This window comes from Bacillus sp. NPDC094106 (assembly GCF_044764345.1).
In the GTDB taxonomy this organism is placed as follows: Bacteria; Bacillota; Bacilli; order Bacillales; family Bacillaceae_G; genus Bacillus_A.
In genome coordinates this window covers 47,715-66,615 of record NZ_JBIWHY010000009.1, presented here as the reverse complement: position 1 = coordinate 66,615, position 18,901 = coordinate 47,715, and the positions used below count along the sequence as shown (strand labels likewise).

Here is an 18,901-nt window from a genome sequence, read left to right as displayed (position 1 = left end):
GTTCCCTATGGGGACCCGTTTAGTTATCTCCTTTTAATAAACGTAAGCCGTTTAAAATAACAAGAATTGTGCTTCCTTCATGGCCGATAACACCAAATGGAAGAGCTAAAAATTGCAAGAAGTTCGAGCAAATAAGCATTGCAATTACTGCTAAAGAAAAGATAACGTTTTGTTTCACGATACGATTCATTCGTTTTGATAAGCGAATGGCTTGAGAAAGACGAGATAGTTCGTTTTTCATAAGAACAACATCTGCGGTTTCTAAAGCGACGTCTGTTCCTTCTCCCATGGCAACACCAATGCTAGCTGTAGCGAGTGCAGGAGCATCGTTAATACCATCACCAACCATTGCAACAGTACCATATTTTTCTTTTAATTGTTTCACTGTTTCAACTTTCGTTTCTGGTAGGCATGAAGCATAATATTCCTTTATGTTACTTTCAGCTGCAATTGCTTTTGCTGTTTCCTCATTATCACCAGTAATCATAATGGCTTCAACACCGATTTTTTGTAAATCACGAATAGCGGCAATTGTTTCTTGGCGCAATGTATCTTTTAAAGCAATAAGGCCAAGAATACCTTCTTCATCACTAATATAGACAACTGTTTTTCCTTCTTGTTCGAGAGTATTAGCAATGCCGTTATGGAAAGTTTTTGTTTCTTCTCCAATAAAATCTGCTTTCCCAATTTTATAAGCTGTATTCTCTAAAATTCCTTTTAAGCCAAATCCAGTGACATCTTCTACATTTTCTGGTTTGGCTAATGTAATGTCATATGCGTGTTTTGCATATTTCACAATTGATTCAGCTAAAGGATGTGTAGAATGACTTTCAATAGCTGCTGTAATATAAAGTACCTCTTTTTCTGTTATTCCTTCTCGCACATATACGTCTGTTACAGTAGGTTTCCCCTGTGTTAATGTACCTGTTTTATCAAAGGCAATCGCTTTTACAGAGGCAAGGTGCTCTAAATGAATGCCTCCCTTAAATAAAATACCGTTTCTTGCACCATTAGAGATAGCAGATAAAGTTGCTGGTGTAATCGCTGCAACGAGTGCGCAAGGAGAAGCGACTACAAGTAAAATCATAGCGCGATAAAATGTTTCATTCCAGCTCCAACCTAGTAGAAAGTGAGGTGCAAACATCATAAGAGCAACAACAAGAAGTACCCCTTTTACATATGTTCCTTCAAATTTTTCAATGAATAGTTGTGATGGTGACTTTTCACTTTGTGCATTTTGAACGAGACGAATGATTTTTTGGAACAATGTTTGATCACTAGGTTTTGTAATTTTAACTTCAATGGCACCTCGTAAGTTTACAGTTCCAGCGAATACTTCATCACCAAATTTTTTCTCATTTGGGATAGGCTCTCCTGTAATAGCTGCTTCATCAATATTTGTCTCACCACTATAAATGGTACCATCAGCAGGAACACGCTCACCTGGTTTAATCAAAATGATGTCATCAATTTGTAATTGACCTACTGGAATGCGTTCTTCAGTTCCGTTTGAAATACGTAGTGCCTCCTCAGGCTGTAAATCAAGGAGTGCTGAAATTTCTTTTTGACTTTTACTTAATGTATAAGATTCCATCGCACCACTTAGTGCAAAGATAAAGATTAGGATAGCGCCTTCTGCCCAGTAGCCGATTATAGCAGCACCGATGGCAGCAAAGAGCATTAACATTTCAACATTTAATTCTTTCTCTTCGATTGTATCTGCAATACCTTCTTTTGCTTTTGCATATCCTCCAACGATATACGCGAGGATATAAAAAGTAATTCCAGCAGTGGCTGCTTCGTTTTTGGTTAGTAACCAACCGGCTAAAATGAAAATACCAGATAAGATAGCAAAGATAAGTTCATGGTGCTTTTTAAATGCTTGAACCCAAGATGGGGTAGATACCTTCTTTTTTGATGGTAAAGTTTTTACTTCTCCGTTCATTGTGACTCGCTCCTTCCAATTTTTTATTGAGAAAAAGAATCAAAATCGAAATCCCTATAAAACGACGAAAGCTGCCATCCATACGGATAGCAGCATTTTGGTTGAAATTAATTTTATCATTATTTGGGATTTCTCCTACATCATATCATATGTTTTTACTTGATGATATGTTTTTGCTTATACAGTAAATGGAAAACTTGCGTTTTGCCGTTTCATTTGGTATATATGAATATTGTTCATAAAAAGATCGGGAAGGAAGACAGCAAGTGAAGACAGAGAAATTTTTTACTCATCCGATTGGCGTGTTTATTGCGGCATTGGCAGCAACATTTTTATGGGGAAGCGCATTTCCTTTCATTAAATTAAGTTATGCTGAACTTGGAATTCAGCCACATGAAGTTGGTGAGCAAATATTATTTGCTGGTTATCGCTTTTTCTTATCAGGTGTGATGCTTTTATTCTTTTTTAGAGTACTAGGAAAAGATATGTACTTCAAAAAAGAAACTGCGAAGCAATTAGTACAAATAGGATTGTTTCAAACATTTCTACAATATGTATGCTTTTATATTGGTATGAGTTACAGCACGGGGATAGAAGGGGCAATCATTTCAGGGACATCATCTTTCTTTCAAATTTTAATTGCTCATTTTTTGTATAAAGATGATGCATTAAATATAAGAAAAGTAATCGGAGTTTCCATCGGCTTTTGTGGTGTGATCTTGGTGAATGTACCAAGTGACGGGAGTTTGGCATTCCATTTTGGTATTGGTGAATTATTACTACTTGGTGCTGCTATGATGTATTCATACGGAAATATATTAGCTAAAGAAGGTAGTAAAACATTAGATGTAGGATACATGACAGCATATCAAATGATTTTTGGATCGATTGGATTATTATGTATTGGTATTTTTCAAGTTGGATTTATGCCATTTGTATTTAGTACGAAGGCGCTCTTTATGTTGATATATTTATCTTTCTTATCGGCAGCGGGATTCTGCATATGGAATACAGTTATGAAATATAACAAAGTAGGAAAAGTATCGATGTATATGTTCTTTATACCAGTGTTTGGTGTGTTGTTATCAAGTATGATTTTAGGAGAAGCGATTCATTCGTTTGTTTTATTCGGCTTAGCGTGCGTTGCAGCTGGGATTGTTGTAGTAAATCGTACACCAGCTGAACCGAAAACTGAACAAGAAAAACAAGTGGCATAGAGGAGAGGACCAGAAGTGCTTTTCTTTTTTATTCGAAATGAAAACAGGAGAAAAGCTACTATATCACGAAAAGAGATACAGTGAAACTTTTATTCTGCTATTTGCGGGGAATAATACTCCCGCCTTAAAATGTGGTGAGAGATAAATTGCCTGTAAAAATCCGATTGCTAAGGGCTAATAGTCAGTGGGGATGAAGAAACCCCCCCGCTGATTAAAGTTTTACTTTATTGGTAAAATAGCATTTTGAGTTCAGATACATATCCATTCGTTGAGGAGAACACATTATGAATGAAATTTACATTTTATTAATTGGACAAATTATTATATTTGTTGCAGGTGCCATTTATGCGATAATGCAGACAAATCAAACACGAGGGAATAGACCATTACCATTAGTTATTCGCCTTATCCTTAGTTTTTCTTTAACTATCGGTGCGATTTGGATATGGTTACAAGATCCATCCATAGCGTATCATCAATGGGTTGCAATTGGCATGACCTTATCTACATTAGGTGATTTATTTATGGCAGGACTGATCCCATTTGGTCATCGATTAATTGGAGGAATGGTGGCCTTTGCGATTGCCCATTGTTTTTATGTAACGGCATTTTTGCAAACGGGTATTTCATGGAATGGCTTTTGGATTGGTCTACTTGCATATGGGTTATTTTTAATCATCGGTTGGTTCTTTTTTATTCGGAACCCTAGCCAAGATAAGTTGTTTACTTTAGGTGCACTCATTTACGGTTTATGGGTGGGCGGAATGGCTTGTTTTGCATTTGCCCTGTATTATGCGAATCATGGAATGTGGTGGGTACCAGCATTTGGTGGATTGCTATTTGTGATTTCTGATTTCATTATTGGTGTTACGGATATTGGTGGACGGAAAGTAAAGTATGACCCACTTTGGATTTGGCTAACATATGTTGCCGCACAGATGTGTATTATATATGCGGGAATATGATGAAAGAGGATATCTCTAAAAATAGCTATTGAGTTATTTTTAAGATATCCTCTTTTTTGAGTACGTGTTATGCTACGATATTCTTTTGTTTGAAAGCAGAATGACTATATTCGTCTGCAGAATTATAATCTTGAGAGGATAATTTATTATCTATTTAAGTATATGAAAATTGTAAATTAGAAAGAAGGTGGATTATGGAGGATATTTCATGGCGTATTGTAGTAGAAATGGGACGAGGTCTTGCAAGTATTATAAAAGTTGCTGGGGATTTTTTGTTAGATGAAGTAGTCGAGCAAGCAGTAGAAAGTTTCGGTGAACGAGAAGAACGAAAAAAGAAAAGAATAAATCGACATGTGGAAAAGTTAAAACAATATGCGTGGTTTAAGATTTTATATGAGGATAAACGCTGTCAGGAAGTTATGCTTTGCAACAAAGTGTATAGAGATTTATTAAGTAAGCGCAGATATATACATAAGTTAATTCATATAGAAGAAGAAAGAACGAAATTTATACAGCGTGTGAAAATTGAGGCGAAGGTTGAAGAAGTGATTTGGGATATGTGAGATATAGTGATATGTTCTATGTAGAATGCTATATAAATCCATTTTAATTTTTCAGCATCTAAATCCATGCTATGCGGAATAAAAAGTAACCTGCAATCGTTTGCTCTTTCTGGTTTTACTTCGCATGTGGCAGAAAAGGGCCCTGACCGCTTCTATACATGGCCAGATGCTCTCTTCCACCTAAAAAGAGGGGTTTCATGTCGGTTTTTTAATTGATGTATATATAGAAATGGAAAAAACCAAGCAATTTTTAAGAATTGCTTGGTTTTTTTATGATTTACACAGTGGGTGTTTCATTATTCTCTTCTTTCGAAGGAGAAGCCTCATCGTTTTTTCGATTGATGTTTAGCATGAATTTGTATTGTAATAACTGTAATTTAAATAGTGTTAAAGGATCGTGATAAGTTTCTGGATTTGTTCTTAGTTTTGTTAACGCATTTTCATCTTCTTTTATTTCAAGATGTGCAGCTTCTACAGTTTGTTTTAGTATGCTAAGAGGGTCTTTAAAGAACATCATAATATCACGTTCTAATGCACTCTCAAATAACTCAAATTGAAGGAAAAATTGTTTTGAAACAGTTGTAGCAACATCTGTATAATCTTCCGTTTCAATATATTGCTTATATTTGTTATAGAGTATAGATTGGTTTTTTTGCATGTTACCAAATAGTTTTCCTGCACTTTTTAAGAAAAATTGTGTTGGTGTAAAGCGTAATAAAATATTGATGTCGTCAACTTTGATTCTGTTTGTCATTCTTACTACATCTCTACGCCAATCATCAAGTAGTTGGAAGTCACATGGTAATTTCATGCGTTCTTCTTCATATAGCTTATTAAAAGTTTCGCTCATTTCGTCTAAATAAGACTGACTTTGAATGAATTCATTATGTGCAGTTTCAATCCATTCTTGAATGGATTGAGTAAATTTAGGTAATATCACTTGCTGGAAATGCTTTTGAATTCGTTCATTCATTGCCATATTTAATTCTTCATGAACTAATTTAAAATCACTATCTTCTTGAACGAGGTCCGAGCAACTCTGTAATAATTCAGGAATTTGGGCATGTATATCGTGTGTGATTTCTTCTTTTGTTAAACGATAAGAATCTGTAATGGAGCGAATCTTATCTTTTTCAATTGCAGTAAGGTTATTAATAAAACCATTTAGTTTTACTAAAATGTGTTTATTCCAACGAATTGATTTTACTAATGTGTTTTCTAGTTCTACACGTTCACTTAAAAGATATGTAATGGTTTTTTGAATGAACCATAATAGTTTTTCCATGCGCTCTGTCTTTATATTCCTTTGATCGATGTTAGAGAGAATAGACTCTGTTATATCACTCAGTTGTTGGCTATTTTCATGTAAAGGTGAGTAAGGGAATACCTGTGCATTTGGAAAATGTACACGCACTTTAGTCACTACTTCATTTATTATTTTATTTGCAATACCATTGTTGCCACTTTCATCGATGGTATTTAAAACAAAATGAATCTGCAAATTCGGGACTTGTTCTCGTATATATAACAATGTATCGAGCTCTTCATCTGGTAATGGTGAAGTTGCATTTATTACATATATAAGACTATCTGTTGCATGTAAATATTCAAAAATTGTATCGTTTTTATCAACTTTTCCATTACACTCTGGTGTGACAATGAATGAGAATTTATTTTTTCTTAAAAATCTACATGGTAATTTAAATTCAATACATTTCTTCTCGATTTCTGATTTTGAAGGAACGGCCATCATATCCCGAAATTCATTGAAGGTTGGAATCTTTTGTACTGTTAAATCTGTGAACTCTGTAATTTCAGTATGGGCATTATCTTTAAACACAATAGCAGTTGCTTGGGAATCACTGAGTATATTATCTCCAAGTATCGAATTGATAAAGGATGATTTATCATGATTACTAGTTCCTGCTATGAGGAGTTGTGTAACGTTTAAATCAGAAAGTTCACGAACGAGCAATGTAAATTGATGTCCTAAGTCTACATCATTTTTTTCGGCCCATATAGTAATTGTTTCAAAGAGAGTCGAAATATTGGTTATATCAATTCCTTCATATACTTCTGAGTTAGACAGAAGGGCTTCAGCGCTTTTTACGAGTAATGGTTCTAGACTTGTAGGTGAGATTTCATTCCATGCTAAGACTGCCGCGGAAACAAATAAAGAATGTTCTGCTTTTGTTAAGCTGAACCAATTGGTTAACAAGTTCGGAATCAGTTCCTGTAACTCATGCATGAAATGTTGCCCTGTAATTAACTCGCAGTAAGTTTCTTGATAAAGAGAAGCAATTTCGTTCCATTCATCGTAAGCATCTGCTTCGATATGTAAAAATAGATGATTGATTGTTTGAATCCAAGATAGATAAACGGGTTCTTTTTGATAACTGTTCCAAAATGCTGAAACGAGTTCTTTAAATTGAACTTGATCAATTGTATATAAAGCTTTTAACGATTCATAAAAATATTCCGGGTTCATTTTGTTTGTAAATCCCTGATTTACATAGTTTGTTAAAATGTCAAACCAATGTAATGCTTTTGTTCGAATCCCTTCCTGGACTGCAAGTTCAATAGCGTTATTCCAATCTTTTTGTTTCTCATAAAAGGAACGAGCAATGGCAGTGATATTAGGATAATCTGGTTGGAATGAAACTGCTTCGCTAATCGTTTTAAAAGCTAGCCCTAAACGGCTTTGATCCATATAAAGAGAAAGGAGTTGTAATGAGACTTCCATTGTAAGTGTTGTATCTTCCGTTTTTATAGATTTATAGATTTCTTCTGCCGTTGAAAGGAATCCTAATTCGAAATAAGAGTCTGCTATATTTTTCTTTGCCCATGAAGCGAGTTCATTATTTACTTTTTCCCATTTAAAGATGGCCGCTTCAAAGTCTTTATTTTGAAAATACACTTCACCTTGTGCGAAGCGAATGCTAGATATATTGGAAAATTCATTTTCGGATTCATTTATATATGCTTCTCCAAGAATCTCTGGGGCTTGGGTAGAGGCTTGCTCCATTAAAAATGTTTCATAGTATACCTTTTGTATCAATTGTTTTTCTATGGTCATGTTTTTCCCCCCTGTATAGTTTAGAAAAATGACTTTTTATCCCGCTATTTGTGGGCAGTAAGATCCCCCACCTCAAGGTTCAGAGGGAGCTAGGACGATGGATGGGGGATAAATGCTCGTAAAAGCAGCGCTTTCCATCAGTGGAGGATAAAGAAAATATCTACTAATGGAAGTTCTACTTTATGTAAAAGGGCGCATATTACCCTGCTGGATAAAAACTGCATTTTATAGATCAAAATATGTTCTTTGCTAGTTAAATCACTTTTCTTGAGAGTTAAACCGATGCTAAAAATAACTTTCTTTTATTGTAACAAAAAAAAACGCTCGTGAATTTTTATTTTTTCTTATCACTTTTGTGAACTATAGGATGTATCTAAAAGAATGAGATGAATAGGAGTAGAGTTCATTATAAAAACCATGTATAGTGAACATGTATACCATGTTTGCTGCAAAGATAGAAAGGGCACAATATGGAATAACGATCGTGCATAGGATGTGTCATCCGAATGGAACAACATATTGGTGAGTTAATCGCACACTATGGATATTTTGGAATTATTATAGCACTAACTGGTGGAATTGTCGGTCTACCAATACCAGATGAATTCTTACTAACATTTGTTGGATATAATATTTCGAAGGGCATTATGTCAGGAACAAGTGCTTTCCTAAGTGGGATGGCAGGTGCGATGCTTGGAATTACATTAAGTTATATACTTGGCTTAAAGCTGGGACTACCTGTATTGAAAAAATATGGTCCAAAGATTCTAATTAAAGAAAAACATATTGAAAAAACACATGTTTTATTTGAAAAATATGGTCCTTTTCTATTAATGGTTGGATACTTTATACCAGGGGTACGCCATTTAACAGCGTATTTTGCTGGAATGTCAAATTTAACAGTTTGGCGATTTTGTTTATATGCATATAGTGGTGCTTTTATTTGGGTTAGTGTTTTCGTTGGTCTTGGCTGGAAGATGGGAGAGAAGTGGCGCCTTGTTGAATATAGTTTACACCAGTACGGAATCTGGATTTTAATTATTTCAGCAGTGGTATTATTCATTGTATGGTTCTATATTAAAAGGAAGAAAAACCGCTAATATAAGCGGTTTTTTTAGCTGAAAGCAATACATAAAACACCAGCTGTAATTAGAAAGATCTTTGAATGAAATGCTTATCGCAGAAATATGGAAAGCCCACCTCGTATCCTTGGATAAGGTGGGCTTTCCATATTTTATTCTGCAATCTCCTCATATAGAAAGTAAGTTACATTATAAATGTGTTCTACTTCATCATCTGTCATAAATAACAAGTCTTCACGTTCAATTCCCTTTTTCTTTTCAATAAATTCAATCATATTTTTCCGTTCTTCTCTTTTCATCATCTTTCATTCTCCTCTCAATCTGTTTTAATACAGTTTATTTAAGTTAATAGTATTATATAACAGAATCTTTAGAAAGTTCCATATTTTTTATATATTTTTGATAAGAACTTTTCGACAAAACAAGTCCTTTTGAAGGGACTTGTTTTTATCTCAAAGTCGTAAAAACTCAGGCTGAGTCGTACCGGCACGATCAATGTAGTAAATTGTATCCGGATTAATTTTAATGAGTACATAGTTTGGATCTTCAGCTCCAAGTAACCAACGTTTTAGGCTATTATTCCAAAATTTGTTTTTGAGTGTTTGATCTTCTTCTATTGAAGCTATGCCTTCGACTTCAATATAATCTTCATCCAAGTTCTTTCCTTCGCGTCCAAGTAATACGTGTACATTTGGATTTTCTTCGATGTCCGTTAATTTTTTTGAATTACGATCTGTTGCAACGTATAATACAAAATCTTCATGAAAAAACATCATAAAAGCGCTATGAGGTCTATTGTCGCGTACAGTAGCAAATACGCCAGTTTTTTGTCCTTGAATAATGGTTGCGATTTTTTCTTTTAAGTGCATTTTTTTGCTCCTTTTCACTATTCATAATTTGTTTAGCATGAACTTTGAATTTCTTGAGATCTTTTATACTTTTTTCTTCAATTGCATTTTTTAAACGTAATTGTGATGAAATGGGACAAGTTAGGAGAAGAATAATGATAATGGTGAGGAGAAATACATAAGATGGAAGGATGGAATACATGTTTAATAAAATTTTTCTAATACTTGCACTTGTTGGAGTGCCACTTTCTATTCTTGGAAAAACAATGCATTGGCCACAGACAATTATGTTTGTTGTATATTGTATTACCATTATTGCACTAGCCGCTTTTATGGGAAGGGCAACAGAAAGTTTAGCGATTGTTTCTGGACCACGGATTGGTGGACTATTGAACGCGACTTTTGGTAATGCGGTAGAGCTGATTATTTCAATTTTTGCCTTACAAGCAGGGTTAATAGAAGTCGTGTTAGCTTCTTTAACAGGTTCCGTTCTTGGGAATTTATTATTAGTAGGAGGCCTTTCTTTTTTTGTGGGGGGGCTTAAGTACAAACGGCAAAGTTTCAATGTTTATGATGCGAGACATAATTCCGCATTATTAATATTTGCAGTTGTAGTAGCTTTTGTTATTCCTGAGATTTTTTCAATGAAGATGGATATAGGAAAAACACATCAATTAAGTGTTGGTGTTTCTATTATCATGATTATTATGTATTTAGCGGCCTTATTCTTTAAATTAGTCACACATCGTGGCGTGTATCAGCATAAAAGTGATGAGGTAGAGCATGAGGAAGAACCTGAATGGTCAAAAGGAAAAGCGCTGCTTATTTTAGCAATTGCAACAGTTGCAGTAGCTTATGTTTCAGAGGCACTTGTTCATACATTTGAAACGGTGGCTAAATCATTTGGCTGGTCAGAATTATTTATAGGGGTTATCATCGTTGCAATTGTTGGTAATGCCGCAGAACATGCTTCTGCAATTATTATGGCGTATAAGAATAAGGTAAATATTGCAGTTGAAATAGCGGTCGGTTCTACATTGCAAGTTGCAATGTTTGTTGCCCCTGTATTGGTACTCCTTTCCATGTTTTTTACAGTGAAAATGCCGTTAATATTCACGATACCAGAGCTTATATCTATGATCACAGCGGTCTTTTTGACAATCGCGATTTCAAATGACGGGGATACGAATTGGTTTGAAGGAGGCACATTATTAGCGGCCTATTTTATTATGGGAATTGGTTTTTACTTATTATGAAAAAAGTGGGATAACAATGTGATGGAGGGAAAACAATAGATAAAGTAAATCATTTACATACTGTTATGTAGGAAGGAGCCAGACAGGTGAAAAGAGTGTACAGTATATGCCTTTTAATTATAGCCACACTTATTTTATTATTTCCTTGTAGTAGTCTTGCGAAGACAACGATACAAGTAAAGGTGCCCTCATCTGTTTTAAATATTTCAAAAGACAATACGTATCCAAATGAAGCACAAGATTTACCGCGTTTGCAACCGAGTAAATTTGCAAAAGAATTGTTAAAAACATCAACGATTAGAATTGAAAATCCAGATTTAATTCGGATGTTGAATGAAACCTCGATTTCAAATGCGCCTCTTGCAATAGGGTATAAGGCAAAAATTTATTTAGGCCAATGGCCGTTAAATTATGAATCGACAGACACAACAATTAATTGGGAATATAAACAAGTGAATCGAAATGTATACGATAATCGAGGGGTAGAACGACTATATCCACTTCGCTATAAACAAGAAACACAAAGAACTGTAGAAGGTAATCTAACAGCAGATATTAAAGATGCAACAGATGTGAAAAAAATGATGCTTTTAAAGGCGTTGGAAAAAGTACAATTACCACTCTCTTTTAAAACAACAATTGGTTACGGTACAGGTCATGAGCGGGTATATAATATTAGTCCAAAACAAATGGGGTACTTATATGCTTATACACCAGCAGTAAATGAAAAAGGAAAAGTCACATTTGGAGAAGTGTATCTTGTTTTGAAAGGAAATCAAAAAAGACTTGTTATTAAAAATATTACATCGCAAGGAATTGGAGCAGCTATTCCGATTCAAGATCACTTGTCTTTTAAATTTATTTCGTCACTACAACCACAATGATAGTAATCGTTAAAAACGTCAGCATATGGAGCTGACGTTTTTAACTAGCGTGTAATATTGGTTTCTTTTGTTAAGAAATTTTCAGTTGGATAATAGCTATTTTTCACAAGAATATTTGGTCCAAGACATTTCACAGCTGGACAATGACAGCTTAATGATTGCGCTGTTTTTGAACTGCCCCATTTGTCATATGCTTCTTGTAATGTATTTGTTTGCACATTACCGAGAATAGGAATATCACCAAAATCTGTCACGATAATATTTCCATCAAAAATATTCACATTTAAACGAGAACGTCCATCTGGATCATTACGAACGGTCACGTTTTTGCTCTCATGTAATTTCTTTAATGTAGCTAAATCACGTTCATCATCACTACATGCATAGAAAGGTAATGTACCAAATAACATCCATACGTTTTCATCACGAATATCTAATAAATGCTCAATTGCACTTCGAATTTCAGCTTTTGTTAAAATTTCAAGGTTGCTAGCAAAATCACTTGGATACATTGGATGCACTTCATGACGTTTACAACCCATTTCTTCAACAATTTGACGATGGATGTTTTCAATATGTGGTAGGGTACGTTTATTTAACATTGTTTCTGCTGAGACAAGAACACCTGCATCTGATAGAGCTTTGCTATTTGTAATCATTCGTTCAAATAACTTGGCACGTTGTTCATAAGTAGGCTTGCGAGCCATCATCGCAAAGCCGCCTTCAACGAAGTCATCGATTGTTCCCCAGTTATGTGAAATATGCAACACGTCTAAATAAGGAATAATTTGTTCATACCGGGCTAAATCTATAGTTAAATTTGAATTGATTTGAGTGCGAACGCCTCGTTCATGGGCATATTTTAAGAGTGGTGTTACATAGTTATCGACGGATTTCTTTGACATCATAGGTTCTCCGCCAGTAATACTTAAAGAACGTAAATGAGGAATCTCATCTAACCGCTTTAATAAAAGCTCCATCGGAAGCGGATTTGGATCCTTCGGTTGTAATGTATAACCGACAGCACAATGCTCACAGCGCATATTGCATAACGTTGTTGTTGTAAATTCAACGTTTGTTAATAGTAATTTGCCGTACTCTTCAAGGTCCATATACGCTTCCCATGGATCGTAAGAAGGAGTAATCGGCTTCATTGTTTGTGATATACTCATCTGAAATACTCCTTTGACTATTGAAATAACAATTTGTCCATTCTCTATAATAGAAGAATATGGACTTTTTATAAAGTGAAACTTTTTGTAACGAGAATTACTTGATTTGTTTATTTCGCTTTTAAAAAAAGAAAGCGCCTTATATTTCTGTTTGCATAGAATGGAATTCTAGGGCAAAATTGATGAAAATTCATGCCCATGATACTCGTTTTTGCGGTATAATAAAAGCAACTCGAATAAAAAGGAGAGTGCCTTCGTGGGAAAAGCAATTCATGATAAAGATTCACAACTAGTATATTTAAAAGAACGTTTAAATATGTTCATTGAAGTAATTGATACAATTGAGCCAGAAGAAGTAGAACTAGAAGATGTAGATCGTCTTCTTGCAATGTTAGATGAATTAGAACTGAAATGTGAGCAATTTAAAAAAGACGAATAATATATTAAAGCGGCTGTCAATGATGTATTGGCAGCCGTTTTCTGTAAGTACGCTGCCTTATTATAAAATATGCGGATTTCCTGTTGTATTAAAATAGAAGGAATATGGAAAAAAGGGTATAATCAAGTTGTGAAAAATTTCATTCAATCTTAAGAGTCATTAAATAAATAGAGATTTAATGATGAAATTTTCATCTCATAACGTTTTGATAGCGTTCACAATTGAGGGGGAAGTAACAATGGAAAAGCTTCAAGAAACTATGTATCAACTGATCGTTGAAACGTCGACGAATTTACCGAAAGATGTTCGCCGTGCGATTCAGCAAGCGAAAGAGCGAGAAAATGCAGGGACTCGTTCAGCAATGGCACTTGGCACGATTACAAATAATATTAAAATGGCAGATGACAACATCTCGCCAATTTGCCAAGATACAGGGATGCCAACGTTTAAAATTTATACACCAGTTGGTGTGAATCAATTGAAAATGAAGGAAGCCATCTATAGTGCGCTTGAGCGGGCGACAAAGGATGGGAAACTTCGTCCGAATTCCGTTGATTCTCTTTTCGGAGACAATAGTGGAAACAATTTAGGGCCAGGTACACCTGTGATTAAGTTTGAACAATGGGAGAAAGATTATATTGATGCACGTTTAATTTTAAAGGGAGGCGGCTGTGAGAATAAAAATATCCAGTATAGCTTACCTTGTGAATTAGAAGGACTTGGACGAGCTGGCCGCGATTTAGAAGGAATTCGTAAATGCCTTCTTCATGCAGTATATCAAGCACAAGGACAAGGGTGTAGTGCAGGTGTAATCGGTGTTGGTATCGGGGGAGACCGCACATCAGGTTATGAATTAGCAAAAAATCAATTGTTCCGTACATTAGATGATGTGAATCCAATTCCAGAATTACAAAAGCTTGAAGAGTACGTACTAGAGAATGCCAACAAACTTGGCATTGGTACGATGGGATTTGGTGGAGAAACAACTTTACTTGGTTGTAAAATTGGAGTGTACAATCGTTTGCCAGCTAGTTTCTATGTGTCTGTTGCGTATAATTGCTGGGCATATCGTCGTCTTGGTGTAACAATTCATCCTGAAACAGGTGAAATTATTGATTGGTTATATCAAGAAGGAGAAGACACACTTCAGCAAGAAGCGACACAAGAAAAAAATGAACAGCGTGAAATTGTATTACAGGCTCCAATTACAGAAGAGCAAATTCGTGAACTCCGTGTTGGTGATGTTGTTACAATTAATGGCATGATGTACACGGGGCGTGACGCAATTCATAAGTATTTAATGGATAATGATTGCCCAGTAGATTTAAATGGACAAATTATTTACCACTGTGGTCCAGTTGTAGTGAAGGATGAAAATGACAATTGGAAGATTAAAGCAGCAGGTCCAACGACAAGTATTCGTGAAGAACCATATCAAGGGGATATCATGAAGAAATTTGGTATCCGTGCTGTAATTGGTAAAGGCGGCATGGGAGCGAAAACATTGGCGGCACTAGCAGAACATGGTGGTGTATATTTAAATGCGATTGGCGGTGCCGCACAGTATTATGCAGAATGTATTAAAGAAGTGAAAGACGTTGACTTCTTACAATTTGGTATTCCAGAAGCAATGTGGCACTTACGCATCGATGGCTTTAAAGCGGTTGTAACAATGGACTCTCATGGTAATAGTCTACATGCAGATGTAGATAAAACATCACTTGAAAAATTGGCTAGCTTTAAAGAGCCAGTATTTAAGTAAATGAAATAAGAAAATGCACCTCGAACAATTCGAGGTGCATTTTTTGGTACATATAGAAAAACTTGTTTAGGATGAAAGGAATATTGAAAACAGAAACTACAGGTACGATGATATATGGAAAGGAGACTATTTATGAAGTATAAATGGTTATATATAGGTCTCATTTTTTCAATTATAATGGCACTCGTTCCAGTTTCTGCTTTCGCGTATACGAACGCGCCCAATCACTGGGGAATTCCACGAGCTAAAAATGAGACTCCACCAGATGCGGGGAAAAAATTTACTGATTTACTCCAGGGTAACGGTGGTTTTTATTTAGGTGATACAAGTAAAAAGGATATATATTTAACATTTGATAATGGATATGAAAATGGATATACTGGACAAATTTTAGATGTGTTAAAAGAAAAGAAAGTACCAGCAACATTTTTTGTAACAGGTCATTATATAAAGACGCAAAAAGAGTTATTATTAAGAATGAAAAATGAAGGGCATATTATTGGAAATCATTCTCGAAGTCATCCTGATTTTACAACTGTAAATGATGAGAAACTTCGGGAAGAATTGCAAAGTGTAACGGATGAAATTAAAAAAATAACCGGACAAAAAGAAGTGAAATATGTACGTCCTCCGCGTGGGATTTTTAGTGAGCGTACGCTAGCTCTTACGAAAGAAATGGGATATTATAACGTGTTTTGGTCGCTTGCATTTCTAGATTGGAAAGTAGATCAGCAAAGAGGATGGCAATATTCTCATAATCATGTTATGAATATGATTCATCCAGGGTCCGTTATATTACTTCATGCTATATCAAAAGATAATGCAGAAGCACTTGCAAAAATCATTGATGATTTGCGCGAGAAAGGGTATCATTTTAAAAGCCTAGATGATTTAGTAAAAAGCAATCAACCGTAAGCATGTATGCTTGCGGTTTTCTCATGCTATAATGATGTGTAAAAAGGATGGGGAAACGTATGTGGAGCGAACATGTTACGTTAAAGAATCCGTACCACTTTGAAGAAGTATTAAGGCGTCTATCTTTTGATCCACTAAATGTTGTCCAGTTAGAAGAGAAAATAGTTTATGTTCCACTTCTTATAGATGAAGAACAAATTGTTGTTCGCGTGCAAGGGATTGGCACGCTTCAAAATCCACAATTTTGGATTTCAAGCCAAACAGGGGAACAAGAGAAAGTTGTGAAACGCATCTATTCCATTTTTCAATGGAATGAATCTTTTCAAGATATACAAACCCATTTTATAAACACATCATTACGTCCGCTTTTTGAAACATATGCCTATACACCACTTATTTTAGAGTTTGATTATTTTGCTTGTCTTCTTCGTTGTATTATTCATCAACAAGTACATTTGAAATTTGCTACTGCACTTACAGAACAATTTGTAAAACGGTATGGAACAGAGAAGAATGGTGTTTTCTTTTTTCCTACACCAGAAAGGGTAGCAAATATTTCAATAGAAGAGCTTAGAAATCAGAAGTTTAGTCAACGAAAAGCTGAATATATGGTAGGGCTAGCAAAACATATTGTGGAAGGTAAGTTAGAGTTAGCGGAACTAGAAAAACAAACAGAAGAAGAAGTGTCAGCGCAATTGTTACCAGTGCGAGGGATTGGTGCATGGACAGTGCAAAACTTTTTATTATTTGGACTGGGGCGGAAAAATATGTTTCCGAAAGCAGATATCGGGATTCAACGTGCACTTCAAGGGATATTTCAATTGGAGAATAAACCAGATGATGCACTTTTAGAACAAGTGAAACAAGAGTGCGAACCATACTGCAGTTATGCAGCGTTATATTTATGGAAAAGTATAGAGTAGAGGTGTAATGATGATACAAAAGCAACACGAGAGTAAGTTGGAAGTTGGTCAAACGTTTCCTGTGACAATTAAGCGTCTTGGGATTAACGGAGAAGGCGTTGGTTATTTTAAGAGACAAGTTGTTTTCATTCCAGGGGCATTACCAGGAGAAGAAGTTGTTGCGGAAGCAACGAAGATTCAGCGTGGCTTTGCTGAAGCAAAAGTGAAAAAAGTTCGTAAAGCGTCACCGCACCGTGTAAAAGCACCGTGTCCAGTATATGAAAAATGTGGCGGCTGCCAGCTGCAACATTTGGATTATCAAGAACAATTAAATCAAAAACGAGATATTGTTGTACAAGCATTCCAAAAATATATGAACAACAGTTTGGAAGAGAAAATTCGTCCAACGCTTGGTATGGAAGACCCGTGGCATTATCGTAATAAGAGCCAACTGCAAGTGGGGCGAAAAGACGAGAAGGTTATTACGGGATTATATGAGCAAAACTCACATCAATTAATTGATATTTCTCATTGTATGATTCAGCATAAAGCAACAAACGAAGCGACAAAAGTTGTAAGACGTATATTAGAAAAACTGAACATTTCTATTTACAATGAGAGAAAACAAAAAGGTCTTGTACGTACAATTGTGACCCGTGCTGCGGTTCAAACAGGAGAAGTACAAGTCACGTTAATTACAACAAAAGAAGAATTACCAAATAAAGAGCAGTTTATTGCAGAAGTACAAAAACAGATGCCAACTGTAAAATCGATTATGCAAAATGTGAACTGGCGTAAAACATCTGTCATTTTTGGTGATAAAACATTCCGATTAGCTGGAAAAGAAGTCATTCAAGAAACGCTTGGTGATTTATCATTTGAATTATCAGCACGTGCATTCTTCCAGTTGAATCCAGAACAAACCGTTGTCCTATATAACGAAGCGAAAAAAGCTGCTGCGTTAACAGGTACGGAAAAAATTGTTGATGCATATTGCGGCGTTGGTACAATCGGACTTTGGCTAGCAAATGATGCAGCAGAAGTACGCGGTATGGATGTGATCCCGGAAGCGATTGAAGATGCAAAGAAAAATGCAAAGCGTCACGGATTTACAAATACAAAGTACGAAGCTGGTAAAGCAGAACAATGGCTACCAAAATGGGTGAAAGAAGGCTGGCGTCCAGATGTAATTGTTGTTGATCCACCTCGCACAGGCTGTGATGATAAGTTGCTTGAAACAATTTTAAAAGTAAAACCAAAAACAGTTGCATATGTTTCTTGTAACCCTTCATCGTTAGCTCGTGATGTGAAAGCATTAATGAAGAGCTACGAAGTGGAATATGTACAACCGGTTGATATGTTCCCACATACGGCGCACGTGGAGAATGTGGTTAAGCTTGTTAGAAAAGAAAATTAAAGGTGTAGCAGTGAGAGATAGGTCTTATCGAAAAATCGATAAGGCCTAATTTTTATTTGGGATGTTTTATCAGGGAGTGAAAGGAAGTGCTCAAGTAAAAACTCCATAATTTTTTTAGCCATTCCTTGCTTTTGAAAACCTGTTTTATTTCCCTGCTCAAACACTTTTTTTAATTACAAAAAGTGTCCTGCCATTTTCAAGTACTACAATATAATTGGATAAATTTCTTTTTATGAAGTGAAAGTGTGTTCGGGGGTGATATCTTTGAATTTTACACCTACTATGTTATTATTGGAATTTATTGGGAGTAAAGGGTGTTCAAGTGTCAATTTTAAAAAATGCAATGGTTCTCACCTTAATTATGGCAGGTGCCATTTTGCTAATTCGATGATTAATGATAAAGGCTGCTTACAGCTTTTTTATGAGCTTAGCGGCCTTTTGTCATTTTTGGGATAAGT

16 protein-coding genes are annotated in these 18,901 nt (G+C 35.4%); 11 read left to right on the top strand and 5 right to left on the bottom strand.

The annotated features are described in order from the left end of the window. Positions 1 to 19: 19 nt before the first annotated feature. A complete protein-coding gene (locus tag ACIQ7L_RS14890; RefSeq protein ID WP_400570428.1) occupies positions 20 to 1,681 on the bottom strand; it encodes a heavy metal translocating P-type ATPase in 1,662 nt (553 codons plus the stop codon). Between the two features lie 530 nt (positions 1,682 to 2,211). On the opposite strand from ACIQ7L_RS14890, the gene ACIQ7L_RS14885 reads away from it, so the two are divergent. From ACIQ7L_RS14885 to ACIQ7L_RS14875, 3 genes are all read left to right on the top strand, one after another. Then, positions 2,212 to 3,162 carry a DMT family transporter gene (locus tag ACIQ7L_RS14885; RefSeq protein WP_400570244.1) on the top strand — a complete coding sequence of 317 codons (951 nt, stop codon included), beginning with the start codon at positions 2,212 to 2,214 and terminating at the stop codon, positions 3,160 to 3,162. Between the two features lie 284 nt (positions 3,163 to 3,446). After that, a complete protein-coding gene (locus ACIQ7L_RS14880; protein WP_400570242.1) occupies positions 3,447 to 4,127 on the top strand; it encodes a lysoplasmalogenase in 681 nt (226 codons plus the stop codon). 194 nt (positions 4,128 to 4,321) lie between these two features. Then, positions 4,322 to 4,690: a hypothetical protein gene (locus ACIQ7L_RS14875; protein WP_400570240.1), complete on the top strand. Its 369-nt coding sequence runs from the start codon at positions 4,322 to 4,324 to the stop codon at positions 4,688 to 4,690. A gap of 277 nt (positions 4,691 to 4,967) precedes the next feature. Here the strand turns inward: ACIQ7L_RS14875 and ACIQ7L_RS14870 are convergent, their stop codons facing one another. Further along, a complete protein-coding gene (locus ACIQ7L_RS14870; RefSeq protein ID WP_400570238.1) occupies positions 4,968 to 7,766 on the bottom strand; it encodes a GTP-binding protein in 2,799 nt (932 codons plus the stop codon). A gap of 506 nt (positions 7,767 to 8,272) precedes the next feature. On the opposite strand from ACIQ7L_RS14870, the gene ACIQ7L_RS14865 reads away from it, so the two are divergent. After that, the gene (locus ACIQ7L_RS14865; protein ID WP_400570236.1) at positions 8,273 to 8,866 is read left to right on the top strand and encodes a DedA family protein; all 594 of its coding nucleotides are present in this window, start codon (positions 8,273 to 8,275) and stop codon (positions 8,864 to 8,866) included. A gap of 134 nt (positions 8,867 to 9,000) precedes the next feature. On the opposite strand, the gene ACIQ7L_RS14860 is transcribed toward ACIQ7L_RS14865, so the two are convergent. Next, positions 9,001 to 9,147 (bottom strand): BH0509 family protein, encoded by a 147-nt coding sequence (locus tag ACIQ7L_RS14860; protein ID WP_400570427.1) that lies wholly within the window; start codon positions 9,145 to 9,147, stop codon positions 9,001 to 9,003. Between the two features lie 153 nt (positions 9,148 to 9,300). Beyond that, on the bottom strand, positions 9,301 to 9,717 hold the full coding sequence (locus tag ACIQ7L_RS14855) for a pyridoxamine 5'-phosphate oxidase family protein (RefSeq protein ID WP_400570234.1): 417 nt from the start codon (positions 9,715 to 9,717) through the stop codon (positions 9,301 to 9,303). Between the two features lie 179 nt (positions 9,718 to 9,896). Between ACIQ7L_RS14855 and cax the strand changes: the two genes are divergently transcribed. Next, a complete protein-coding gene (cax, locus tag ACIQ7L_RS14850; protein WP_400570232.1) occupies positions 9,897 to 10,952 on the top strand; it encodes a calcium/proton exchanger in 1,056 nt (351 codons plus the stop codon). 86 nt (positions 10,953 to 11,038) lie between these two features. After that, entirely contained in the window at positions 11,039 to 11,836 is a 798-nt protein-coding gene (locus tag ACIQ7L_RS14845; protein WP_400570230.1) for a YfkD family protein, read from the top strand. Positions 11,837 to 11,880: 44 nt separating this feature from the next. Here the strand turns inward: ACIQ7L_RS14845 and yfkAB are convergent, their stop codons facing one another. After that, positions 11,881 to 13,008, bottom strand: coding sequence for a radical SAM/CxCxxxxC motif protein YfkAB (gene yfkAB, locus ACIQ7L_RS14840; RefSeq protein ID WP_400570228.1), 1,128 nt, complete (start codon positions 13,006 to 13,008; stop codon positions 11,881 to 11,883). A 256-nt stretch (positions 13,009 to 13,264) separates the two neighbouring features. Here yfkAB and ACIQ7L_RS14835 point away from each other — a divergent pair, with 256 nt between their 5' ends. The 5 genes from ACIQ7L_RS14835 (at position 13,265) to rlmD (ending at position 18,443) form a co-directional block, all read left to right on the top strand. After that, complete coding sequence (locus ACIQ7L_RS14835; protein ID WP_097898737.1) at positions 13,265 to 13,447, top strand: SE1561 family protein; 183 nt, start codon at positions 13,265 to 13,267, stop codon at positions 13,445 to 13,447. 238 nt (positions 13,448 to 13,685) lie between these two features. Next, positions 13,686 to 15,209, top strand: a complete 1,524-nt coding sequence (gene fumA, locus ACIQ7L_RS14830) for a class I fumarate hydratase (protein WP_400570226.1) — start codon at positions 13,686 to 13,688, stop codon at positions 15,207 to 15,209. 132 nt (positions 15,210 to 15,341) lie between these two features. Then, a complete protein-coding gene (gene pdaA, locus ACIQ7L_RS14825; RefSeq protein WP_400570224.1) occupies positions 15,342 to 16,124 on the top strand; it encodes a delta-lactam-biosynthetic de-N-acetylase in 783 nt (260 codons plus the stop codon). 59 nt (positions 16,125 to 16,183) lie between these two features. Next, positions 16,184 to 17,047 carry a DNA-3-methyladenine glycosylase family protein gene (locus ACIQ7L_RS14820; RefSeq protein ID WP_400570222.1) on the top strand — a complete coding sequence of 288 codons (864 nt, stop codon included), beginning with the start codon at positions 16,184 to 16,186 and terminating at the stop codon, positions 17,045 to 17,047. Positions 17,048 to 17,057: 10 nt separating this feature from the next. Continuing rightward, positions 17,058 to 18,443 carry a 23S rRNA (uracil(1939)-C(5))-methyltransferase RlmD gene (gene rlmD / locus ACIQ7L_RS14815; protein ID WP_400570220.1) on the top strand — a complete coding sequence of 462 codons (1,386 nt, stop codon included), beginning with the start codon at positions 17,058 to 17,060 and terminating at the stop codon, positions 18,441 to 18,443. Positions 18,444 to 18,901 lie beyond the last annotated feature (458 nt).